The sequence below is a fragment of the Lysobacter capsici genome, from assembly GCF_018732085.1.
Classification (GTDB): domain Bacteria; phylum Pseudomonadota; class Gammaproteobacteria; order Xanthomonadales; family Xanthomonadaceae; genus Lysobacter; species Lysobacter capsici_A.
Genome location: NZ_CP076103.1, coordinates 5,135,715 through 5,158,426 on the forward strand (window position 1 = coordinate 5,135,715; position 22,712 = coordinate 5,158,426).

The 22,712-nt window shown below is 64.6% G+C and carries 25 protein-coding genes; 8 read left to right on the top strand and 17 right to left on the bottom strand.

Going from position 1 to position 22,712, the window contains the following annotated elements; all coding sequences use genetic code 11:
• Positions 1 to 248: 248 nt before the first annotated feature.
• On the top strand, positions 249 to 2,102 hold the full coding sequence (locus KME82_RS21425) for an RICIN domain-containing protein (protein WP_215495798.1): 1,854 nt from the start codon (positions 249 to 251) through the stop codon (positions 2,100 to 2,102).
• Between the two features lie 98 nt (positions 2,103 to 2,200).
• Here KME82_RS21425 and KME82_RS21430 read toward each other — a convergent pair whose 3' ends face one another.
• The 3 genes from KME82_RS21430 to KME82_RS21440 are packed head-to-tail and all read right to left on the bottom strand — an operon-like array spanning position 2,201 to position 4,091.
• Complete coding sequence (locus KME82_RS21430) at positions 2,201 to 2,707, bottom strand: hypothetical protein (protein ID WP_215495799.1); 507 nt, start codon at positions 2,705 to 2,707, stop codon at positions 2,201 to 2,203.
• Positions 2,704 to 3,270 carry a hypothetical protein gene (locus KME82_RS21435; protein WP_215495800.1) on the bottom strand — a complete coding sequence of 189 codons (567 nt, stop codon included), beginning with the start codon at positions 3,268 to 3,270 and terminating at the stop codon, positions 2,704 to 2,706. The genes KME82_RS21430 and KME82_RS21435 overlap by 4 nt, the downstream gene beginning before the upstream one ends.
• Positions 3,267 to 4,091: an ATP-grasp domain-containing protein gene (locus tag KME82_RS21440; RefSeq protein ID WP_215495801.1), complete on the bottom strand. Its 825-nt coding sequence runs from the start codon at positions 4,089 to 4,091 to the stop codon at positions 3,267 to 3,269. Before KME82_RS21440 ends, KME82_RS21435 begins: the two co-directional genes overlap by 4 nt.
• On the opposite strand from KME82_RS21440, the gene KME82_RS21445 reads away from it, so the two are divergent.
• On the top strand, positions 4,086 to 4,574 hold the full coding sequence (locus tag KME82_RS21445; protein ID WP_215495802.1) for a hypothetical protein: 489 nt from the start codon (positions 4,086 to 4,088) through the stop codon (positions 4,572 to 4,574). The two genes, KME82_RS21440 and KME82_RS21445, sit on opposite strands and share 6 nt — an antisense overlap.
• A 328-nt stretch (positions 4,575 to 4,902) precedes the next feature.
• Here the strand turns inward: KME82_RS21445 and KME82_RS21450 are convergent, their stop codons facing one another.
• From KME82_RS21450 to KME82_RS21460, 3 genes are all read right to left on the bottom strand, one after another.
• Positions 4,903 to 5,712 (bottom strand): hypothetical protein, encoded by an 810-nt coding sequence (locus KME82_RS21450; RefSeq protein WP_215495803.1) that lies wholly within the window; start codon positions 5,710 to 5,712, stop codon positions 4,903 to 4,905.
• An 83-nt stretch (positions 5,713 to 5,795) separates the two neighbouring features.
• The gene (locus KME82_RS21455; RefSeq protein ID WP_215495804.1) at positions 5,796 to 7,112 is read right to left on the bottom strand and encodes a peptidoglycan-binding domain-containing protein; all 1,317 of its coding nucleotides are present in this window, start codon (positions 7,110 to 7,112) and stop codon (positions 5,796 to 5,798) included.
• Positions 7,113 to 7,243: 131 nt separating this feature from the next.
• The gene (locus tag KME82_RS21460; RefSeq protein ID WP_215495805.1) at positions 7,244 to 7,828 is read right to left on the bottom strand and encodes a hypothetical protein; all 585 of its coding nucleotides are present in this window, start codon (positions 7,826 to 7,828) and stop codon (positions 7,244 to 7,246) included.
• 305 nt (positions 7,829 to 8,133) lie between these two features.
• On the opposite strand from KME82_RS21460, the gene KME82_RS21465 reads away from it, so the two are divergent.
• Together KME82_RS21465 and KME82_RS21470 are read left to right on the top strand one after the other, a co-directional pair.
• Positions 8,134 to 9,798 (top strand): alkaline phosphatase, encoded by a 1,665-nt coding sequence (locus KME82_RS21465; protein WP_215495806.1) that lies wholly within the window; start codon positions 8,134 to 8,136, stop codon positions 9,796 to 9,798.
• Positions 9,798 to 10,589, top strand: coding sequence for a hypothetical protein (locus KME82_RS21470; protein WP_215495807.1), 792 nt, complete (start codon positions 9,798 to 9,800; stop codon positions 10,587 to 10,589). The genes KME82_RS21465 and KME82_RS21470 overlap by 1 nt, the downstream gene beginning before the upstream one ends.
• A gap of 1,047 nt (positions 10,590 to 11,636) precedes the next feature.
• On the opposite strand, the gene KME82_RS21475 is transcribed toward KME82_RS21470, so the two are convergent.
• The 5 genes from KME82_RS21475 to KME82_RS21495 all read right to left on the bottom strand — a co-directional run bounded on the left by KME82_RS21475 (position 11,637) and on the right by KME82_RS21495 (position 15,242).
• Positions 11,637 to 12,179: a hypothetical protein gene (locus tag KME82_RS21475; protein WP_215495808.1), complete on the bottom strand. Its 543-nt coding sequence runs from the start codon at positions 12,177 to 12,179 to the stop codon at positions 11,637 to 11,639.
• A gap of 130 nt (positions 12,180 to 12,309) precedes the next feature.
• Positions 12,310 to 13,581: a YcaO-like family protein gene (locus tag KME82_RS21480; RefSeq protein WP_215495809.1), complete on the bottom strand. Its 1,272-nt coding sequence runs from the start codon at positions 13,579 to 13,581 to the stop codon at positions 12,310 to 12,312.
• A 79-nt stretch (positions 13,582 to 13,660) separates the two neighbouring features.
• The gene (locus KME82_RS21485; RefSeq protein WP_215495810.1) at positions 13,661 to 13,798 is read right to left on the bottom strand and encodes a hypothetical protein; all 138 of its coding nucleotides are present in this window, start codon (positions 13,796 to 13,798) and stop codon (positions 13,661 to 13,663) included.
• A gap of 197 nt (positions 13,799 to 13,995) precedes the next feature.
• Complete coding sequence (locus KME82_RS21490) at positions 13,996 to 14,469, bottom strand: hypothetical protein (protein WP_215495811.1); 474 nt, start codon at positions 14,467 to 14,469, stop codon at positions 13,996 to 13,998.
• 95 nt (positions 14,470 to 14,564) lie between these two features.
• Complete coding sequence (locus KME82_RS21495; protein ID WP_215495812.1) at positions 14,565 to 15,242, bottom strand: energy transducer TonB; 678 nt, start codon at positions 15,240 to 15,242, stop codon at positions 14,565 to 14,567.
• Positions 15,243 to 15,335: 93 nt separating this feature from the next.
• Here KME82_RS21495 and KME82_RS21500 point away from each other — a divergent pair, with 93 nt between their 5' ends.
• Positions 15,336 to 16,001, top strand: coding sequence for a hypothetical protein (locus KME82_RS21500; protein WP_215495813.1), 666 nt, complete (start codon positions 15,336 to 15,338; stop codon positions 15,999 to 16,001).
• Positions 16,002 to 16,005: 4 nt separating this feature from the next.
• Here KME82_RS21500 and KME82_RS21505 read toward each other — a convergent pair whose 3' ends face one another.
• Positions 16,006 to 17,118, bottom strand: a complete 1,113-nt coding sequence (locus KME82_RS21505; RefSeq protein ID WP_215495814.1) for an XVIPCD domain-containing protein — start codon at positions 17,116 to 17,118, stop codon at positions 16,006 to 16,008.
• A 76-nt stretch (positions 17,119 to 17,194) separates the two neighbouring features.
• Here KME82_RS21505 and KME82_RS21510 point away from each other — a divergent pair, with 76 nt between their 5' ends.
• Together KME82_RS21510 and KME82_RS21515 are read left to right on the top strand one after the other, a co-directional pair.
• Entirely contained in the window at positions 17,195 to 17,746 is a 552-nt protein-coding gene (locus KME82_RS21510; RefSeq protein ID WP_215495815.1) for a hypothetical protein, read from the top strand.
• A 297-nt stretch (positions 17,747 to 18,043) separates the two neighbouring features.
• A complete protein-coding gene (locus KME82_RS21515) occupies positions 18,044 to 18,526 on the top strand; it encodes a hypothetical protein (protein WP_215495816.1) in 483 nt (160 codons plus the stop codon).
• A gap of 190 nt (positions 18,527 to 18,716) precedes the next feature.
• Here KME82_RS21515 and KME82_RS21520 read toward each other — a convergent pair whose 3' ends face one another.
• The 4 genes from KME82_RS21520 to KME82_RS21535 form a co-directional block, all read right to left on the bottom strand.
• The gene (locus KME82_RS21520) at positions 18,717 to 19,292 is read right to left on the bottom strand and encodes a hypothetical protein (RefSeq protein WP_215495817.1); all 576 of its coding nucleotides are present in this window, start codon (positions 19,290 to 19,292) and stop codon (positions 18,717 to 18,719) included.
• Positions 19,293 to 20,143: 851 nt separating this feature from the next.
• On the bottom strand, positions 20,144 to 20,317 hold the full coding sequence (locus KME82_RS21525) for a hypothetical protein (protein ID WP_215495818.1): 174 nt from the start codon (positions 20,315 to 20,317) through the stop codon (positions 20,144 to 20,146).
• 282 nt (positions 20,318 to 20,599) lie between these two features.
• Positions 20,600 to 20,842, bottom strand: a complete 243-nt coding sequence (locus tag KME82_RS21530) for a helix-turn-helix domain-containing protein (RefSeq protein ID WP_215495819.1) — start codon at positions 20,840 to 20,842, stop codon at positions 20,600 to 20,602.
• 192 nt (positions 20,843 to 21,034) lie between these two features.
• Entirely contained in the window at positions 21,035 to 21,760 is a 726-nt protein-coding gene (locus KME82_RS21535; protein WP_215495820.1) for a hypothetical protein, read from the bottom strand.
• Between the two features lie 95 nt (positions 21,761 to 21,855).
• On the opposite strand from KME82_RS21535, the gene KME82_RS21540 reads away from it, so the two are divergent.
• Positions 21,856 to 22,233, top strand: a complete 378-nt coding sequence (locus tag KME82_RS21540) for a VOC family protein (protein WP_215495821.1) — start codon at positions 21,856 to 21,858, stop codon at positions 22,231 to 22,233.
• A gap of 63 nt (positions 22,234 to 22,296) precedes the next feature.
• On the opposite strand, the gene KME82_RS21545 is transcribed toward KME82_RS21540, so the two are convergent.
• Entirely contained in the window at positions 22,297 to 22,680 is a 384-nt protein-coding gene (locus KME82_RS21545; protein ID WP_215495822.1) for a hypothetical protein, read from the bottom strand.
• Positions 22,681 to 22,712: the final 32 nt, after the last annotated feature.

The window sequence follows — 22,712 nt, forward strand, 5'->3', positions numbered from 1 at the left end:
CAACGGACCGGCGCGCACCGCGCAATCCGCGACGCACTTCCCGTTACCGCGCCGCCCCTCGCCGATCACGGCGAGGCGATGAGCCGTTGCCGCGCGCTTTTGCGAGTTCATCAAGGCACCGCACGAATTGACGACGATGCCATCGCCAGTCCTCGGCGGAGCGCGCGCATCGGAGCGCAGCGTCGCTGAAGCGGTGAAACCACGCGTCCCCGATCGCGCCCACCTTCATCGCCGCATCAGGAGGACTTGTGACCAACGCGACAGGACATGCCACCAGGATCTGCGCCATCGGCGCCTTGATCGCCGCCGCGCTGCTGGCGCCCGGCCACGCGCGCGCCGATTCGATCCAGGCCACGCCGTGCGTGCTGCAGCCCGGACAGACCACCTGCACCACCACCATCAGCTGGCAATCGACCAGCCCGCTGGTCGATCTGTACGTCAAGCACCCCTACACCGGCAGCGAACAGCTGTGGGCCGGTGGCCAGCCCGCCAACGGCTCCGGTGGCTGGGCCTACACCAACGCCTGGCCGGGATTGATCTTCGAGATGCGCGTGGGCGGCGTGGTCAAGGCCCACAGCCGCGTCTACGCCAAGCTCGGCCAGGTGCTGGCGCAGCCGGGCGGCAGCAACTTCGTCTACTACAACGTCGAGTACCCGGCCAATGCCGTCCACGGCGCCTGGGAACGCTACACGCCGTACGCCCGCTTCAACGATCGCGGCGTGGGCGACATCCTGCGCAGGCAGCTGACTGAAATGCACGCGCAGGGCCAGCGCAGCCTGCGCCTGCACATCCCGCACAGCCACGATTTCAACGTGGACGACCTGGGCTGGGCCTGCGGCTCGCGCCAGCGCAGCGATGCGCGCGGCACCTACTACCTCGACCGCAAATGCCAGGACAACCTGAAGAGTTTCCTCGAACTCGCGCGCGACATCGGCTTCACCCACTTCGAACTCGCGTCCGGCCAGTTCGGGCCGAACCAGATCACCTCGCAATGCGCGACGCCGAACGACCCGCTGGTGATCACCGCGCGCGAAGAGAATTTCCAGGTCCTACGCGAACTGCGCGACATCGCGCGCGCGGTCAACGTGCCCTACGTGATGGACCTGGCCAATGAAGCCAGCCCGCCGTCGAACGCGACGACGCTGGCCTGCGAAACCGCTTATCTCAAGACCTTGTGGGAGCGCTACGTCGACGCCTACGGCACCGGCGACACGATCGGATTTTCGATCATCGTGGGCAACACCTGGGACGTGGCCAACCGTTTCGGCCTGATCACCCAGTTGTACGGCAAGTACCATCCGGACGCCTACTCGGTGCATATCTATTCCAGCGACATCGCCGGCAGCGGCCAGACCACCGCCGACGTGCTGGCCGCGCTGCGCAGCTACCGCGCGAACATGGCGCCGCGCTTCCGCGATCCGCCGCTGATGATCGGCGAGGCCTACCTCAACGACGCCAGCACCGCCGCCGGCATCAACGCCGCGGTCAATGCCGGCGACCAGATCATCACCCTGACCCAGTGGCCGGTCACCCGCACCGCCGATTCGCAGGCCACCGCGTACTACTGGCCGATGCCGCCGGTGTCGTACGGCTATTGGCGTTACGCGCAGCAAGGCCTGTCCGCCAACGCGAACCCCAACACCGCGGTCGGCTATCGGCTGATGCCGCTGAATTCGACGCGCTGCCTGGAAATCATGGGCGGCGCGGCGACCGGCACCCTGGCCCAGATGAGCGACTGCGCGAACAGCGCCGCGCCGATCGGCTGGGCGTCGACGCCGCTGCCGCCGATCGCGGCGTCCGGACCGAACTCGACCGGCTTCATCCATCTGACCCGCCTGGAATCGGGCAAGCGCCTGGACGTGCTGACCGGCACCGCCAACGGCAGTTCGGTCAGTCAGCAGACCGCCGGCGCGGCGACATCGCAGCAGTGGCAATTGATGCCGGGCACCGGCTACGTCGGCAGCGACGTCTACAAGCTGGTCAACCGCGCGAGCGGCAAATGCCTGCACCTGGCCGGCAGCCCGACCGGCACGCTGGTGCCGGTGCAGCAGTGGGATTGCAACGGCAGCACCCAGCAGCAATGGAAGCTGGTGCCGTACTGAGCGAACGCGGCGCGCTGATCGGCAGCACGCTGTATGGCGGCACGTCGGCGATACCGGCGTGCCGCCGACAGCGCGACCGCATCGTCACCCCTCGCCGCTCAGGCGAGCTGCATCTCGACGAAGGACAACGGCCGCGCGTCCGCATCGCTCAGCAGCGCGCCGAGCGACTCGACGAAATCGCGAACCTGCGCGACGCTGCCCGGACCCCAGTTGTAGCGGCCCTCGGGCGCGAGTTCGGCGAGCACGGTCGTGGCCGAACCGTCGATCGCCGACAGCGAGGATTCCAGGCAGAAGAACCGCAACTTTCCCGGCAGCAAGGCCGCGGCCAGGTAATAGGCTTCGTTGCGCCTTTGCGGCGCCGGCAAGGTCAGCACGAGCAGCTTCGGCCCATCGGCGCCCAGGCGGACGCGATCGACCTGCAAGCCTTCGCCCTCGACCCGATCCTCGTCCGGCAGGTCCTCGCCGAGCAAGCGCCAATACTTGCGCAAGGCTTCCTCGCCGCTGTCGGCGGCGAAGGTGTTGACGAACCACACCGGGTCCTGCAATGCGCTGCTCGCCAGCATGTACTTGGCCTTCATGTGGTGCGCGCGGGTGGTGTCGGTCATGGCGGATGCGGTCGGGTCAGGGTCGGATGGGATGCGTTCACGCGGTCGCGGGTCGAATCGTTTGGAATCTGGTCGTTTGAACCAAGTCTTTTGAAATCGGTAGATCGCGGGTCGGTTGGCCAAGGGCCGCCGGACAAACGCGACGCGCCGTTGCAGATGTCCGGCACGCCCACCGACGTCAGCGCCGGCAATGCCAACCGCGACGACACCTGCGCGTACTGTGCGGCAGACAACGGCCCGATGACAATCGAAGCCGTATCGGCCATGGGCCGGTAACGTTGCTTGGGCAGGATCACGAAACGCTCGTCGGCGCCCGCAACACGCAGGCGCTGCCGGACCGCGATGTAGTCCGCGTTCTCGGCGACCGCGGACACGCAGGCATTCACGACCGGCGCGCTGGCGGTCGTCGTCAGGCGATAAGCCAGATGCGAATCGGCCGGTTCGTCGATCCACAGCACCTCGTAAGAGCCGGACACCCACTCCACCCGCGAATCGAACGCGCCGCAGCCGCCCAGGCAGACAGCGACGATGCAGCCCACCGCGATGCGCAGGCGGCGGATCATGCCGCGCCCCCTTGCAGGGATTCGATGATCGCCGACCAGATCGCGCGCGGCGCGGCCGCGGCATAGCCCGATTCCTGCGCGTCGTTGCACTCGATCACGATCCAGCGCCCGTCGGCGGTCTTGGCGATATCAACCACCAGGAACGGCACCTGCAGCCTGCGCGCGGCTTCGGCGGCCAGCGCCAGGCCGTCGTCGATATCGTCGCAGGCGTACTGGGCCGCCTGATACCAATAACGGCCCCAACCCACGCACGCGCCGTGCCACCAGAAACTGCGGAACTCCATCGAGGCCGGCACCTTGCCGGCGATGCCACCGGCCACCGCCTGCAACGGCACGAACTCGCGCACCACCGGCCGCTGCCAGTGCAGGACCGGGTCGCGGCGATAGTGTTCGCTGGCCCAAGCGTAATGTTCGCGATCGCCGATCACCGACAGCTTGGCGTTGTGCTTGCTGGTCTGACGCGAGCCCTTGAGGAAGATCGGCCAATCGAACGCTTGCTCGATCTGCGCCGCGTCGGGCAGCGATTCGAAAATCCGCGTGCGCGGGGTCATGTCGGTCAGCAGCGGATACCACATCGCCAGTTCGCTGGCGCGTTCGTGCTGCTCGGGCGTGTTGACCGGCCGCAGCCCCCAGTCGCGCAGGACCTGGTACTGCGCTTGATAGTCCTCGACCGCGCCGACCCGCAACACACACGGTGTGCCTTCGTCGAAGAAGGTCGGATGGCGGCAGCGGAAATACAGCTCGAAATCGAAGTCGTAGACCGCCACGCCGATGCGGGCGCTGACTACTGCGAGCAGGTCTTCGAGCAAGACCACGTGCATGAACGAATCCTTTCGAAAAGCGACGGCGCGCCGGGCCGGACGTGTGGCGGTCACTCGATCGCCATCGGGCGCGTGCAGCGCCGCGATCTTGACAATGAATTCCAGCGCCAGATGCGAATCGGCCGCCACGCCCGACAGATTGAGGTTGAGCGCGCAGTATCCCATGCGCTGATTAGGCGCCACCAGCTTGCGCTGGGTCGGCGACAGCTTGCCGATCCAGTGCTCTGGGTTGCGCAGTTCCAGGCAGATGACGTGGTTGCACTGCCTCGACCGCAACTCGGCGCCGACGATGTCGCGCCATGGGTCGCGCCGACGCCCAAGGTCCGATCGAACAGACCGCGTTGGTCGAGGACGATGCGTGGCCGCATCGAGCAGTTCGCGTTTATCGACGGCCACCAGCGACCGGAGGAGCGAATCCACGGCACCGAGGAAGGCTTCGAGCACCTGCGGCTGGAAGTGCACGAGGCATCGACCGCGCAGTGATTGCCGCCGCGCGGCCGAACGCGACCGAGAGAAACCGCGCCGCGAACCGTCACCGCCCACAGGGAGGACAGCGACGGTCGCGGCGTGGCCTTGCCCGGATCGACGGCCCGGTGCGCACGGCGCTGACCGGGATGCACGTCTTACCGGACTTACCTTAGCCATCGCCGCGCCCGCGAGCCAGGAACAATCCGGGAACGAATCGGGACACGCGGGGCGAGCGCATGGACGACGCGGCGGGCGTGTCATCGGAAATGCGACGGCAATCGCGCGCGTTCGCACAAGCGCCGAGATTTCCTCGCGGCGCGCCGCGGGCCGAGCGGGCGCGAGCTCAGGTCGAAGTCTGTACTTGCAGGTTCAAGGTCGCGTCGATCAAAGTCGCGCGGACGGTTACCCGCTGGTGTTCGACGAATTCGATCTGCAACGTGTTGGAGGCCAAGCGATCGGGCTTATGCACCTTGCCCTCACGCAAGGTCACGACATGCGAACCGGGCGACAAGCGGATATGCACGCTGTTGTCGCCAAGCCCCGCCACCCCGCGATCGATACTGCGCCCCGCGTGATTGCGATCGACGTACAAGGTGTAATCGGCGAGCGGCAACGAGGCATCGGCGCAGACGATCAATGTCGCGGTCGCTTTGGCCAGGTGCTCGCGGCGCAGCTTTTCCAGGAGACCGGGCTTCCTCGGCTGTTCGTACCCAGGCGGAAACTCGCTGCCGCTGGCGAATCCGCCGTCGTCGGTTTCGACCCGCCACTGCGCGCGATCGACCACCACCCGGCCGTCGCGAAACGGTACGTAGACAGTGAAATCGAAGAACGATCGCCTCAGCGCCAACCAGAAATCGCCGCGCAAACGTTCGCCCACCCGCTCGGGGCGGCGACCGCGATGGAAGGGATACTCGAACGCTTCCAAAGTCAGCCCGCCATCGGCGGCCAGGCGATAAACCGACAGATAACCGCTCCACAAGGCCGAGCACCGGATGCCTGGATCGGGCGTGGCCTGGGCCGCAAGCTCGTGGCGTCCGCCTTCCCAGCGATGCGGCTTGTGCGGCGCATCGGCGACGATGCGATACAACGACAGCCCGGTCAGATCGACCGCGGCGCAATCGTTATGCAACTTGTCGGAAATCTGCGCGGTCATCGTCGTCAAAGGCGTGCGAGTGCAGCGCGGACGATGCCACAACGGTCCGCCCCGCGCAGGGGCGGACCGCGATCGCGATGGGCTTACGCCATCATCGTCTTGGGCTGTTGACGCTCCGGCGCCGGTTCCTGCGTCTGGTTCTGCGTCGGCACGTCCTGCTTGAGCTGCTGGGTCGACTGCTCGATGCTCTGGCTGCTGGCCTGCGTCTTGTCCACCACCACGCGCTGGCTGCTCGGATCGCGCAGTTCGCCCTGCACCGCGAACAGGCCGGTGCCGCTGGTGTTGGGCACGACGTGGTCGATCTTGGTCATGCCGCTGACTCGCGCCTCGTAAGTCAGCGTGCCGGCCGCGCGCTCAAGCGCGGCGTGGTCCTTGAACCCGGCCTGCGGGCCGAGCTTCTCCAGGCCGGCGACGGCCTGCTTGTACATCGCGTTGTCCGGATGCGCCGGATTGGACAGCTGCACCTCGCCGGGCTTCTCGGCCGGCTTCTCGGTCTGCGGACCGGCCGGTTGCGCGTTCTTCAGCGCCTCCAGGGTCTTGGGACCGGCCTTGCCGTCGACTTCCAGATTGTTGGCGCGCTGGAAGGCTTCGACCGCTTCCTTGGTGTGCTTGCCATAGTGACCGTCGGGCTTGAGCTCATTGCCCTGCGCATCGCGGAAACCGGCCTTGTTCAACTGCTCCTGCAACGAAGTCACCGCCGGGCCGCGCTCGTCGGGCTTGAGCACGCCGTCGGCCATCGCGTCGCGCGGCGCGCGCTGCGAGGAACCCGGGCTGGTGATCGACGCGGGCAAGGTGCGGTTGGGATCGTCGCCGGTGGTCGCCTTCCATGCATCGGCCGGCGACAGGCCCTTGTCGATGTTGGCCTTGTACTCGGTGCGCATCTGGTTGAGCGCGTCGGCCGACTGCTGCAGGCTGATGCTCGCGTGGTTCGCGCCGCCGTAGTGGCTGGCGCCGTTCTTGTTCGGATCGCCGAAGCTCGCCCATTCCTTGGACAAGCCGTGCTGCGCCTCGGCCAGGGTCGCGCCGGGCTTGCCGGTGATGTAGTCGGCGACTTCGGGGCGTTTGTCGACGATCAGGTATTCGGAGAACACCTTGTCCTGCAGGCCGGGAGTGAACGGCTGATTGCGGTCCAGGCCCATCTCGGCCACCGCGCCGCGCATCGTCTGCGGAATGATCTGGTACTTGCCGACCGCGAACACGCGATCGTCGTTGCCGTTGGGCAACGCCTGACGGTCCATGACCTGGCCCAGCGTCATCTGCGAAAAATCGATCGGGCCGTTGGGACCGCGGATGCGCTCCTTGCCGGCGTCATCGGTGTAGGTGCCGCGGTTGTACGCGTTGTAGCCGGCCGCGCCGGACTCGCCGCGGTACATCAGTTCCAGCAATGGATTGTTGCTCATGAGAATCTCCCTTTCCTGTCGTATGAATCGGTGCATGCGCGGCGGCGTCCTCTTTGCCGCTCACGCGCATGCACCCCGATGCTTCCTGTTAACGCTGTTTGCGGCCGGCGACGGCCCGCGATCGGCGGCGATCAGTCGGCCTTCGCGGCCAGTTCCCAGCCGGTGACCTTGAAACCCGAATCCTTGCCGCTGTCCTTCCAGTACTGCGCCTCGCCGTAACCGGTGGCCTGCAGCACGCCGGTCACGCCGGCATGGGTGAACTGCACCAGGCAATGGGCGTCGCCGCTGCACGAATTGAGTTCGGGCAGGTCCTCGCAGATCTGGCACAGGCCCGGATCGGCCGCGCAGATTTTTTCGTACTTGCCGCCGACCACGTTGGCCTTGCACTTCGGATCGACCAACGGCTGCCAGCCCTGCGCCAGCACGGCCTTGCGGAAGTCGCCGTAGGCCATGCCCTTGCTCAGCGCCGCTTGCGTGTTCTTGACGATCGTCGCCGAGTCCGCGGCCGCAGGCGCAGCGCTCGGCGCGGCGGCCGGCATCGCGGCGGCTTGCGCATTCGCATCGGACGCGGGTGCAGGCGCGGCCTCGGCCGGCGCGGTGGCGGCGGGCGCCGGCGCGGCGGTGGCCGCGGCCGCTTCGGATGCCGCATTACCGGAATTGCATGCCGCCATGACGACGCACAACGCCAACGCACTCAGACTGTGAACAAGTTTCACGCAACCTCCCGATTCGAACCCATGGACGGCCGTGTCGTCCCGCCGTGCCGTCGGCGACCGCGGGGCTTCCAAGCCTTGTCTGGCGATGCGCCAGTGTTCCTGCCGGAACCTGCCGATAATAGCGACAGCGTACCCACTGCGGCGAAACCATCAGCGACGCAACAAGCTGAACAGCGGCACCGCCCATCGGCGAACGCCGCAAACGCGAACTGCGCCTCTTTTTCGGCCGATCCGGGCCCTCGCGTCATTTGCATGCAACGCACGCTCGGCACAGTGCAGCCTCCCCCGATTTACCCGAGCCTCGCATGCGCCAGATTCCGCATTCTTTCGCCGCCACCGTCCTCGGCGCGGCCGTCCTCACCGCGCTCGTCGCCCTGCCCCTGCTGGCCACCGACGCCTTCGCCGCGCCCAAGCAGGTCGCACGCAAAGCGCCGCCGCGCGCCGAGAGCGCGCAGCGCTGGTTCGAGGAAGGCGCGCAGACCGCGCGCGACGGCGCCAACCTGCGCCCGACCCCGGGCAAGGCCAGGAACGTCATCCTGTTCGTCGGCGACGGCATGGGCATTTCCACCATCGCCGCCGCGCGCATCCGCGAAGGCCAGCTCAAGGGCGGCAGCGGCGAAGAGAATTCGCTGTCGTTCGAACGCCTGCCGTACGTGAGCCTGTCCAAGACCTACTCGGTCGACGGCCAGACCCCGGACTCGGCGCCGACCATGACCGCGATGGTCACCGGCATCAAGACCAACCAGGGCGTGCTCAGCGTCACCCAGAAAGCCAAGTACGGCGACTGCGCCTCCGCGCGCGGCCAGGGCGTGGTGAGCATGCTGGAACTGTCCGAAGCGCTCGGCCTGGCCACCGGCATCGTCAGCACCGCGCGCATCACCCACGCCACCCCGGCCGCGACCTACTCGCACACGCCGAACCGCGACTGGGAAAGCGACGCGGAACTGTCCGCCGAAGCCAAGGCCAACGGCTGCAAGGACATCGCCCGCCAGCTGATCGAATTCCCCTACGGCGACGGCCTGGAAGTCGCGCTCGGCGGCGGCCGCAGCTACTTCCTGCCCAACACCGTGAGCGATCCCGAAGACGCCGGCGCCGCCGGCCGCCGCAAGGACGGCCGCAACCTGCCGACCGAATGGGCCGCGCGCCCGGGTTCGTCGTACGTGTGGAACAAGGCCCAGTTCGATGCGATCGACCCGCGCCGCACCCGCCACCTGCTCGGCCTGTTCGAGCGCTCGCACATGGAATACGAACAGGACCGTCCCAACGACGCCGGCAAGGAACCCAGCCTGGCCGACATGACCGCCAAGGCCATCGACGTGCTGGAAAACAGCAGCCGCAAGGGTTACTTCCTGATGGTCGAAGGCGGCCGCGTCGATCACGCCCACCACGCCGGCAACGCCAGCCGCGCGCTGACCGACGCCATCGCGCTGTCGGACGCGGTGCGCAAGGCGCTGGAGAAAACCTCCGAGCGCGACACCCTGATCATCGTCACCGCCGACCACAGCCACACCTTCACCGTCGCCGGCTACCCCGATCGCGGCAACGACATCCTCGGCAAGGTCGTCACCAACGGCCAGCTCGCGCTGGACAAGAACGGCAAGCCGTATACGACGCTCGGCTACGTCAACGGCCCCGGCTACCGCGGCCCGAACGCACGCCCGGACCTGACCGCGATCGACACCGCGCACCCGGATTACCTGCAGGAAGCCACCGTGCCGCTGGGCGATGAAACCCACGCCGCCGAAGACGTCGCCATCTACGCCCGCGGCCCCGGCGCCCACGCGTTCCAGGGCGTGGTCGAGCAGAACACGATCTTCCACGTGATGGGGCAGTCGCAGCGCAACACCAGCATCTTCCTGTGCACCTTGCTCGGCCAGTGCGGCCAGGGCCGCACCCGCTCGGCGATTCCCGCGCCGCTGATGGAAGACGACCTGCGCGCGGGCATGGCGAAGCAGTCGGCTTCGCTGTAATGCGCGCCTGGGTTTTTATGGGTACGGCGACGCTGTACGTCGCCGGTTCGCTCGCGTTCGCCGGTCCGGTGTGGGCTGGCGATGCGGTGCGGTCCGAGGCGCCGATGGCTGGCGCGATCGCTGGCCATCGCGGCAGCAACACCTCAGTCGCCGCGAAAGCCGCATCGACGCCAACCGCTGCCAACGCGGCATCCACGCCGGCCCTGCTCGCGGAGTACCAAGTGCGCGACGCCCACGGCGAACGCAGCTTGGTGTTGGTGCGCTCCGCCGATCGTATCGAGTACCGCATGCAGGGTGAACCGGTCGAGGTCTGGCGCAAGACGCCCGACGGGATCGCCCGTTTGGAGTTGTTCGCGAAGGAGCAGCGCAGCGTGTCGTGGTCGCCCGGCGATCTGCGCACCATCGGCGAGATGCCGCAGTGGGAGCAGTTGGCCAGCCCGATCAATCCCGAGCTGCGCATGCGGCTGCAACGTCATGGCGAGGTAAAGGCCTTTGGCGGCGTTGCTTTGCGGTATCGCGGCGAAAGCGCCGAGGGTCAGGCGATCGCGCTGGAGTGGATCGAGGGCGACGGCCTGCCTTCGTACTACCGTACTGGCGCGCACAAGGGCAAGTCGGGTGAGGCTGGGGCTTACGAGTTGCGGTTGCGCAAGCTCGAGCGGGTCGGCGCCGAGGGTGCGTTTACGGCGACTTCGGACTATCGCGAGACGGATTACGCGGATCTGGGCGATATGGAGCTTGATCCGTTTGCCGCGAACTATCTGAAGCATCGTGGTCAGGCGCATGCGCACTGAGGTTTTCGGCGGTGTGGGTGCGTTTGTTTTGTGATCTGGCTTAGTGAAGCTTTGAGGCTTTGAAGCTTTGAAGCTTTGAAGCCAGAGGCCAGAGGCAGGATCAACAGCTTTCGTCCGCAAGCGGCCGAGTTACTTTCTTTTGTCTAAAGCGACAAAAGAAAGGTAACCAAAGAAAAACGCTTTTTCTTGAATCAAGGGCCCGCAAGTGCGGAGCGGACGCGGGCACGCGCCACACGGGACATCCATGTCCCGGTGGCGCGCGACGCGCATCCATGCGCGTCGCCCTCCGGGTGTGCTGTTGCTAAGGCGAGTTGATGACTTCGCAGCGCTGGATGAACTGCGTGGATTGGGGCAGAAGCCACATGGCCGCCCTGTAGGAGCGGCGCAAGCCGCGACCGCGCCACTACGACCACCGCGCCGGTCGCAACATCCCCTCGCCTTCCGTTACGGCCACAGCCTCGCACCGTCGAACGACAAAAATCGAACGTCAGCCAATGCAACGCCACCTCCCTGTAGGAGCGGCGCAAGCCGCGACCGCGCCACTACGACCACCGCACCGGTCGCAACATCCCCTCACCTTCCTTTACGACCACAGCGTCGCACCGTCGAACGATAAAAATAGAACGTCAGCCAATGCAACGCCACCTCCCTGTAGGAGCGGCGCAAGCCGCGACCGCGCCACTACGACCACCGCGCCGGTCGCAACATCCCCCTCGCCTTCCGTTACGGCCACAACCTCGCACCGTCGAACGGCAAAAATCGAACGTCAGCCAATGCAACGCCACCTCCCTGTAGGAGCGGCGCAAGCCGCGACCGCGCCACTGCAACAACGACGCCGGTTGCGGCATTGCCGTAATCGCGCGGTCGCGGCATATGGCCGAAACAGATCGCCGTGGCCGGCCTCATCTACCGGTGCCAAGACTCAAATACAGATACCGCGCAATACCCGACGGCTCCTCATGCGTCCACCGGGCGAACGTTTGACTCCGCCCAGGCCTCGCACCCGCCCCGCCATCGGTGCCTGTCGAAGCGAACCGACCACCGCGCTCAACGCCGCCCAACACCCGTCGGCTCCACGCGCTCGTAAGCCACCACGACCACGAACGGCCGCGCCAGCCCCGCTTCGTCCAACGCCGCCCGAGCCGGCGCCACGTCTGGATCACGTAACCAGACCTTCAGACTCGGCCGCTTCGGATCGACGGACAGCGTGCAGTCCAGCCCCTTCGCCCGCACTACCTGGTTGACGGTCTCGCCGATCCGCTCCAGGTCACGCAGCGAATGGGTCACGGCGACAGCCTCGAAGCTTGCGTCATCCGTCAACTGACGCAAGCTCGCCTGCGCGTCGCGACTGAAATTGACGACCACCCGATAACGCGGCCGCTGTTCGATGTACAAGCCGCCGAACGTGTCCGGAAACCGGTCGCTCGCCAATGCCTGAATCCGCGCCGGGTCGGCCGGTGTCCTGGTGTCGTGCGGCATCGGTTGCCGCCGCTCGCCGTCCATGCCGGCGGCCCGCGCGTTGGCGAACTGGGAGCACGCTGCAAAAAGCAAAGCGAGCGTCGAGATCGTCGCCACGACGATGGCTTTCATGAGCAGTTCCTTTCAGTCAATCAAGGCGCCCGCGCCGCGCATTCGGCCGATTCCAGACATCAAGACCCAACGGTCCAGGCGCAGGCGCGGGGTGATCGGCATGACGAACGCCCGCGGGCCGGCCCGGGGATCACGCCACGTAATTCTGCCGCTTCCGCCCCATCAGCGTCCCCTCCAGCAACGCCATCCCGCGCCGCCCCGGCGCCATCACCATGCCGGTGGTGACCAAAAGAAACCGTTCGAGCTCCAACGCCACGCAGCTGACCACGCAGAACGCATCGCCTTCGCGATGATGGACCCGGTGATACACGGGGACGCCTCCCATCTCCAAGGTATCGACCAACTCGCGCAACAACGCCTCCGGCGGCTGGCGTTCGCGTTGCGGATGCGACCAGGCCGCATGCCGCATTCGCTCGCGATCCACCTGAAAGTACGCGCAGGCGCGCAGCTTGGGATACTCGGACAAGGCCAGCAGCACCTGCCGGCTGTAGTCGCCGACGCTGGTCAGGCGCTGTCCCACCACCACGGTCTGCACCAGTTCGGTCAGCGCGCGGATCGCCGCATGCTCGGCGTACAAAGACGCGCCGTACCCACCGGGATACACGACTTCGCCCTCGACCATGCGATCGGTGGTGGCGATGAAGGCCGGCACGCCCAGATCGCTGGTCGCATCGATCAGCAGCACCTCGCGCCCGAGCTGCGCGCTCGCCGCCGCATGCACGGCCGCGACCGCTTCGGGCATCGAGGCTGGGTCGATCCAGGCGCCGAAGCTCGCGGGGTCGCCCAAGTAATGCGCGACCAGAAACAAGGACCACGAATCGCGCTCGACCAACTCGCCGAGCGCATGCACCGCGGCCTCTTCCAGGCTCGCGCCGATCGCCGTGCCGCTGTTGGAACCGTAGCGGATCACGCTGCTGTAATCGAAATTGTCGCCCGGCAACAAATCCGCCAGCGCGTTCGGCCGACACAGGAAGGCCGGCACCGCGAGCTCGTAATCGTCGTGGAAGAACGAGCGATACCACAGACAACTCAGCTTGCGCTGGCGCCTGCGCCTGCGCTTGCCCTGCCGCCCGAACTCGGCGTGAAACGGCATCCCGACATAAGACGAATCGTGGAACACCGACGAGGCCAAGCGCAACTCGGCGCGCTCCTGCGGCGCGCTGGCATTCGCATACACATGCTCGACCGCTTCGTACAGCGCGCCGACCCGCGCTGCTTCGCGCTCGCCCTTGCCGAAGCCGCTGCCGATGGCCTCGCCATCGGCGTCGTGCAGCACGCACACCGCGCCTTGCAGGCCCGTGTCGGTGCTGTCGATATGCGCGCTCCACCCTTGGCGCGCGAGAAATGCTTCGATCACCTGCTGCGCCTGCGCCAGCGATCGCTCGCGTTCCAACGGAATCATGCCCGCACTCCTTGCCTCATGGTTTCAAAAAACGAAGCGGCCCGGCCGGAGCCGTGCCGCTTCGGTCGTACCCCGCCGCTTACTTGGCGAGCAGATCCAGGATCGCCTTCTCTTCCGGCGTCGGTGCCGGCGCCTGGTTCTGGCTGACCTGCTGCTGCGCGGCGATGGCCAGGGTGACGGCGTTCTTGACGATGGTCGTTCCGATCAACTTCTTCATACAGTCCCTCGTAAGTGTTGATGCGTGCGATAACTCCCCGCAGCGCCGGCGCAAGGCGGCGGTGACGCGCGCCCGCGGCGGCCTGCCGGTCAGCAATACGCCCGCCGTGGCCGGTGCGTCAATCGTGGCCCGGCAGGGGACGACGCGATTGTGCGACTGCAACCACAGATTCGCGGCGTCCCGGCGCGGCCAGGACGTTACGGCGCAGGCGCCGCCGACAACTGCGCATAGGCCTTGCGGCCGACCGACGCCGACAGGCTGTTGAGCCCCTGGATGATGTTGGACGAGGTGTCCTTGACCTCGTGGTCTCGATCGCGATAACGGATGCGCAGCGCCAGACGATCGCGCCCCGCCATCACCCCGAACATCACCCGCACGCCGGGCGGACGCTGGCGGATATCGGTGATCGCCACTTCGGCGATCTCGGTTTCGGACACCGTGACCGAATGCTTCTGCGCCTCTTCCGCATAGGCCTGCTCGATCAGCGGCGGCACCTTGTCGTTGTGCTCGCACTCGCCGCAATCCCAGACGATGTGCAGCTTGGGCACGGTCGCCTGTGCCGACGCGGCGGCCGGCGGCGACGCAGACGGCTCGGCTGCACCCTGCGCAAATGCAGGCATGGCCACGAACGAAGACAGCAACAGCGCCGACAACAAACTACGTGTAATCACACATCCCTCCTGGAGTGTTTTTGGTTTTCGATCGTTGTTCGGCGAGGCGAACGCAAACCGCGCTCCCTCGCCGACGCGGCATCATGCCCGATGGTTCAACCGCGCGCGACGCGTCCGGGCAACACGAAATCGATCGGCACCCGCGCGACCGCCTCCACCGCCTCGCCATCGCGCATCCGCGGCTGGAAACGCCAGCCGCTCAGCACCGCGGCCAACGCCGCCTCGTCGAGCGCGTGGTGGCCACTGCTGCGCGCGATCCTCGCCGACAACGGCACGCCGTCGATGCCGACGACGACTTCGATCTCGACCGAGCCGCTGAGTCCGGCCCGCAACGCCTTACGCGGATACACCGGCGCGGGCGAAGCGACGGCCTGCAGCGGCCTATCGACACTGGCGCGGTAATGCACCGGCGGCAGTCGCAAGGTGTCCAGCAGGCTCGGCACCGACAACGGCAGCGTCGGCGTGGGATCGATCGACACGCGCACATGCTGCGCGATGGCCGTCAGGTTCGGCGGCCGAGCGGGAAAGCGCAGGCCACCACAACCGGGCGGATCGGGTATCTCGGGGTACGGAATCTGGATGACCAACGGATCGCCGGCCGGCACGTAAGCCGACCGCTCGAATGGATTGACCGGCAAGGTCACCGCCAGCAGCAACCATGCATGCAAGGCCAACGCGCCGGCGATGGCCGACACCCGCACTGCATTGGGCCGCTCGCCGCGCCGCGACGATGCCCGCGCCTGGAGGCTCTCGCCTTCGCCTGCCCTGTCCATGAGCCCCAACCTTGTGCGACCTGGGTCACAAGAATATGCGTAAGCACCGTTAAGATCGCAAGCCCGAACACGACCGTCCGTCGAACAGTCCCCATGGCCCCAACGCCGAACCCGCCCCGCATCGTCGCCCTGTCCGAACTCGCCGACGCCTACCGCGTCCCCGACTACCTGCCCGCCCACTGGCGCATCCTCGTCGTCCCCGGCGACCTGCGCGTCGACGGCGACCTGCAACTGGAATGGGACCGCCCCGACGGCAAGGCCAACCCGCCGCGGCACGACTGGCGCGACGCCGCCGGCTGCCCGCCCGACGAAGCCATCGACGGCGTTGCCATCGAAGGCAGCCTGCACGTCGGCGGCGCGATCATCAGCCACTGGGCCGGCCCGGTCCTGCTGGTACGCGAGCACCTGCGCGCGCGCAGCCTGATCGCCGGCGGCGCGTTCATCCGCATCCGCGGCGACGCCGACGTGACCGACACCGTGCTCGGCCATACCAACCACGGCGAGCTCTACATCGACGGCACCGCGACCGCGCCGCTGCTGATCTGGGACGACCACTTCTTCAACGCGGCCACCATCAACGCCCCGTACACCTTCGACACCCGCGCGGCCGCGTGGGAGGACTGGGAGTACGACGACGACCTGGACGGTTATCCGGTGCCCGAACAGTTGAAGCCGGTGCTGAGGGACGAGTTTGGGTGCTGGGATGAAGTGATGGATGCGTTGCGGGCGGGGAAGGACGTGGTGAGGCGCGACCCGTAAGTCTCTATAGCTTGATAACGGGTGAACCGCTTTGCTGCTGAACTGGCGCCTGCGATTGGCTCTGCGCCTGTTCCTGGGCCCGCTCCTTGCTAAGCGCGTCCAACTGCTGCACAGATTCGCGCACTGGCGCCTGCATGGCCGGATCAGCGGGTACGTGCGCCCGCAGGTGCGCGGGGTCGGACAATCCGCCCTCGACGGCAAACAGATTGCGCCGGCCGTCCGATATTGGACTACCCAGCACGACGTGATCGGGGTGCCGAATACCCGCCAGCCGACATTGCACCGCCAGATTGGCCGCAATGCAGTCCAGCGCCTGCCCGGCAGGCATCGAATTCTGGCCCGCCAACGCGCCGGGCAACTTGTCATGCAGTTGGCGAATCAAAGCCCGGTCGGCCGGATCGGATGGATCAACGGAAGCATCCGTTTGCGACGGCGAAGGTCGCAGCAGGCGTTGGTAATCGCGAAGATAGAGATCGCGCTGGGTCAGGCGACCATCCTGATTTTGATCCTCCAGGCCATCGGCACGCGTGTACGGTTGATCGACGACGACCTTGGCCATCGCCTTGATCACCGATGCATCGTCCAGGCTTCCATCCTTCCAGCCGTCATATAACTGTGGCCAGTCCAAGCCCAGCGTGCTGTAGCCAAGATCGCTCCACCTGGGCCTGAACGACGGCTCGCTTTTACTCAGATCGGCAAAGATGGGAAATGCGTTGAAGATCGCCCGAGCTTCCTTCTCGCTGCGAAATTGAACGTAGTCGTCGGCACTTGCGTTCACGGGAAAAACCGCATGACGATCCTTGTCGTGACCCACCTCGTGGGCCATGCGCGAAAACAATCCCGCCACGAGATGCGCCCCCTGAGGGGTCTTCGCAAACTCGTACTGACTCTTGTTGACGAGAATTTCGCGATGCGGTTCCGATCGATAGGCGGCTAAAGGCTCGGAAGGATCTGCCACCAACCGCCCGCCATTGGAGAAGAATTCCTTGAAATCGGCACTGGCATGGGAGGACTTCAAAACCAGCGACTGAAACTCCTGGGGCAGATCGAGGAACTCAGCATTGCGAGCCAGAAACTGTGTATTTTCCTCGTGTCGCTTGCGTTCTTCATCGGTCATACCCCCCCCAACTGATCCATCAACGATCTTGGCTTCTATACTGCGTTTGACCTGTCGAGCACCGAAGGACCGGAACATGGCGACCAAGCTCTACATCACCTCAATCCGATTGACCTTTGGCTGGCTTGCCTTCGCGACCGTGATTGCCGGCTGCACCAGCGCACCATCGATCGGCACGACGCCTTCTGCATCAAGCTTGTCGATAGAACAGCTGGTGCGATTGCCCGCCGAAAACGGGCACGCGGGCCTCGATCAAGTGGTTCGCGCCCTGCAGGCACGCTATGGCGAACGCTCGAACGTCGAACTGTCTCCGCTCACCAATACTGCGACGCCCATTACCCTGGCCGACGGCACGGTCATCACTCAGGCAGTCACCAACATCAACGGCAGCGACGACGTGGCGAGGGACGTATTCCTGGGGATTGCGGAACGTCCCTGCTTGGATGCCCATCGCATTGCGGCAATGATCGGCGCGAAGAAGGGCTACGAGGTGGATGGCGATGACATGACCACCGGCCATTCGAGCTATTTCTTCCAAAGCGCGCAGATCGACATCGAAATGGAGGCGCAGCGCCAAGGCCCGGCTTGCGTTCGTTCCATCGCCATCTACAAGCGCCTCTCGCAATAAGCTTTGCCTCGCCAGTAAACAAGCGCGAGAAAACCTCCGCATCACCACGGCCGATGCCTGCCGATCGCGCTGCACAACGCATCGTTGTGGCTCCCCGCCTCCCGCTCCCGCTCACAGCGCCGAACCCGGCATTACCTCGTGGGCAATCGGCATCTCGCTCACAGCGCCAGTGCTCACCTCTCTCATCCATGACTCGATCCTCCGCGATACTTACCTGCAATGACGCGTCTTATCCTAGCGCCAGTTATCGAGGGATCGACCATGAAAAGCAGACCAGGGCACCCAATGCGCAACTCCATGTTTCGCATTTCCGCGTTGGCTGTATTTTTGGTGAGCTGCAACACCCATAAAACCAAATCCGCATCCGATGCGCTCGACACCCAAAGCCTGATTCGAGTACCCGCACAACGCGGCGCCGCGGGTGTCGATCAAGTGACTTCCGCACTGCAAGCGCGCTACGGCGTTGCCTCAGGCACGCCACTGTCCCCGTTCGTCAACAGCAAGGCTCCGGTTTCGCTCGATGACGGCGCGGTCATTGTCCAAACCGTGACCAATCCTGACGCCCGCGATGTGCGAGTAGACCTCGCAGCCAAGCCTTGTCTGCCCGTCGCACGCGCGGCCGAGTGGATCGGCGCCAAGCGCATGCTCGCCACGGCCGGCAGCGACATCGTCACGGGGCATGTGGACTATCGGTTCGATAGCGCCGAGGTTCGCATCGACCTGACCGGCGAATACGGCGGCGAGGAATGCCTTCGGGTGATTGAAATTTACAAGCAGTAGCAGCCGTGCAGTAACCGCCGTAATGACGTGGCGACGTTGACGCAGCGAAGGATCGGAACAGGGCGGCAACGTACTGTCATCACGTACGGGGCGCGGCTGTACGTTCTCTCTCGCGCTTGCCTCGACAGGAAGCCGACCCGCCACCAGACCCGCAACCTGGTTTCGCCCACTCACCACAAACCGGGCAACGTCAGTTGGACGGGCCTTCGTATTCGCGCAACTTGCGGCACTCATCCGGCCATTTGCAAACCGCCAGCGGCTCGGACTCCCAATGCTGCGCGAAGTACCAGCAGTCGGATTTCTTCTCGAAACTGTCGGTCACGCCCCCATCGATCACGACGTCGTATCGGGTCGCAGACACACGCTTGATCTTGAACCCCGCGAGCGGCGGGGGCGGACGCTTATGCTGGGTATCGCGTGGCTTCGTCCAGCGCTCGGATGCCGCCAGCACTTGCGTGTCGTACACATACACGTCGCGCGCGGCATCGTAGCGATACTGGATGCTCGGTACGTCGCCGCGCTCCTCGACCTGCCAACGCGGGAATTTTGGATCGCCCGGCTGAGTGTCGTGCTCCCAGTAATAGGGAAACTTGGCCTTGTACGGCCATAGCGAATAGGCCGACTGCACAGCGCCACGGTTGGCGAATGCCTTCAAAAACTCCTTGAAGTCGGCGGAGGGGCAGGCCACCGATTGCCCCACCGGTTCGGTGACGATCGGCGATGACGCGTTTGCAGGCGCCCCCTCCTCCGATGCAGAACGGCCCATCGCACTGCCGGCACTGCCCAACAGACACAGCGCGGCGAGCGCGCTGGCTAATCGAAGCCCTCTCCGGCGCGCGACTGGCTTGGATCGCGGCGAACGTCCCTGTCGACAGACCATGCGTTTTCTCCTGTTACGCGTGGACAACCTTACGCGGCCGGCGGCTCCAGCGTCACGCACTTTTCGGCCTGCCAGCGCCCGCGCTTTTGCCTGTTACTTGCACCCACCGCGTACCAAGGGGCTGCGCGCGACGCGCCCGGCAGCGTTCAGTTGCGCCATGAGGCTGCATCGCAGACCCCGGGCAGCACTTGCGAACAGGGGCGATGCGGTTGCGAAGGCCCGACCGGCCTTCGGGAAGGCCAGCGAGGTGGTCGCATGAAGCTATTTCGGATTCCGTAGAACGGGCGAGACATTCGCGAAAGCCAATTTGGCATTCCGGAATACCGATTCGGTGTTCTCGTGAAGCTCTTTCGGACTGCGTAGTCCAAATCTGCTGCTCGCGAAGGACGTTTTCGTACTCCGCAGTCCCGATCCGGGACTCGCGTGAAGCTATTTCGGACTCCGCAGTCTCGATTTCGGACTCGCGAATGACGCTTTCGCACTCGGGAGTACCGATTTGCTGCTCGCATGCAGCCATTTCGGATTCCGAAGCAGCTATCCGCTATTCGCATGGAGCTTTTTCGGATTCCGGAATCACTCGCCGGCCTATCGATGAGGCTTTTTTGGATTACGGAATGGAAAAAATACATATCGATGGTGCATGTCGGGCCGGACGAAACCCTCTCAACATCTGGAGTCGCTCTTCACCGTGCCGGCGTCAGCGGCTTCACTCCGGCAACCGCGCGGCAAGACCCGGCTCAGCGCGTGCGCTGCGTCGTCCGCGCCTTGCGGACTGGGCGGGTACGCGCGGCCTGTGGGCTGACGCGCGCCTTCAGCTCTACCGCGAGGCGACGTTGCTCTGGTTCGGACAGCAGTCCGAAGGCGAGGATCACTTCGGCCAGGTCGGCGTTGTCGGCGTAGAGGTAGGCCAATGGGACACCGAGACAGTCGGCCCAGTTTCGAGCCATCGCTAGATTGGCTTCGCCTAAGACGGCTTCGTGACGCTGAAGCGAGGTAGCAAGAGATGCTTGTGATGTAGGGACTGGCATGCGCGACTCCTTCCGAACATTGCTGCGGCTATTCGTGATGACCGATGCAAAGATCATCAACGCCTTTATATCCCGTTTTGGGGTAATTTCAACCCGTTTTGGGGTATGCAATGCAAAGAAAAGCCCGCGATCCACAATAAAGGCGCGGCGCGAGCATACAGATGGTTAATTGCGGGACTTAGCGACCTGCCGGATAACATCGCCCGGATCAACATCGAGACAGGCGCACACGTGCATGAAGTCGATGACATCCAATCGGCGCTCGCCCAGTTCGTACTTGGAGACGAACGATTGTGCGCGGTGCAGCTTCTCGGCTACCTGGGTCTGAGTCAGACCAGCGCGTTCACGGGCCTCTACCAACAACTGGCGTAGGCGCAGGTACTCGGGCTTGTTGAGGACTGTAGGCACCCAAGAAGATTAAAGCCCAAGTCAAAATAACCCATTTCGGGTTAGCCGAATCACACTTGAGTTACCAAGTCCACCCAAGTGCATGAGTCATCGAGATAAGTCAGCGCCCATTTAGTGGAATCATGGCCACTCCAATCCAACAAAAATCGCTGATGCATCAGATAAAATCGAAAACTAGCCCGCCCCCTAAATTTATTCGCCATCCAGACGATAAACGGCGCCAATCCCAGGTTCGCTCGCCAGGACTGGCACGAAGCCTAGTTTCTCTGCGAGACGGAGACCATCCTGAGTAACGGGCCTCGTAAAAACGACTGGACCGCCATCATCAAAGAATTGAGATATACGCGCCTGAATGTGCTGCACAAGCCATCCTCGGGCTCTAAACCCGCGCGCCCCCATACCTCCTATATACAGACCCGCAACCTTTCGACGCGGGCCAGCAATATGCGAACGATCTAGCCTAAGGCCATTAATATTATTGCCAGACAATAGAGAAACAGCGCCTTCGGTTAAGCTAATAATTGAAAAAAAACCAACACGTCTTGAAGTGTTTTCGCCATGCAAACCAGACACCCTCTCAACAAACCATATGCAACATTTACTCGCATCGTGTATCGCTAACAATCTATCTAGAGGTGGAACTTGCGGAACAAAGCTTGCTGAAAAATCCAGCACCTCATTCAGCTCTCGTCTTTTGACATGCCGAGCTTTATAGGACCCCTCAAACGTACCCCGCTTCATCACAAAGTTCGCTATTGAAAGCGACAATGCAATCAGCAATGAGAAAATACCCACTATGACCAGCCCTCTCATCACATCAGAATTTACATATCCCTTCAAGACTCCATCAAGACCAGCAAACGCCCAGGCCAGCCCGCCGCCTGTATAAAATATTTTAGCGCAACCGTTCAGTTCCATCCGCCCCCCTGCCGACTGAAGTAAAGTTATAGATACTACGCTCCGCCCCCTAACGCCTCACAATAATCGCACAACGCCCTCTCTCCGAATCGTTTATGACTGAACTTAATTTGCAATCCATCGAAGCCAAAGCCTTTGTTCCGGCGCGCAATTTCGATTTGTCGAAGCGCTTCTACCAGGCTTTAGGCTTCACCATCCCCTGGTCCGACGACACCCTCGCCTACGTCCACCACGGTAATTGCAGCTTCCTGTTGCAGAAGTTCTACGTCCCCGAGCACGCGCAGAATTTCCAGATGCATCTGCTGGTCGAGAACGCGGACGATTGGTGGCGGCATCTGGACGAGCAGAAGATCGCCGACACCTTCGGCGTGGCGATCAGCGAGCCCGAGGATCAGCCCTGGGCGATGCGCGATTTCACGCTGTTCGATCCGAGCGGGGTGTTGTGGCGGATCGGGCATAACCTGCCGACCTGATCGCGTGGGCTGGGTCTCAGTGTGCTCGCGGAGCCGGGCCGGGGCGCGGCGGTGGCGTCGGCGTCAGGACTTCCATAGGCCACGCACGCGCACGACGTGGCCTTCGTCGATGCGCACGCGCCAAGCTTCGCCGAACAAGGGGCCGGCCTGGTAATCCAGGTAGTAGTGCCCCTCGGTGGGATACGGCGCCAGTCGCGCCGATCCGCGTTCGAAGCGTCCGCCCGCACCCGGGTTGGTCTGCGCTTCGCTGAAAATCTTGTACGACACCGCGCTGCACGGATGCGCCTGGCGGTGGTCGAGCAGCCATGCCTTGCGCACGGGCGTGATCGCCTGGTCGTCGTCTTCGGTCAGGGGCTCGTGCAGGGCCACCCATACGCCCAGGCGAAGCTGGTCCAGCAATGGCCATTGCTCGCGCAGGTAGGTCAGCAGCAGGGCTTCGTGGCTCATGGGTCGGTCCGATCGGTGGGATCGTCGTGGTG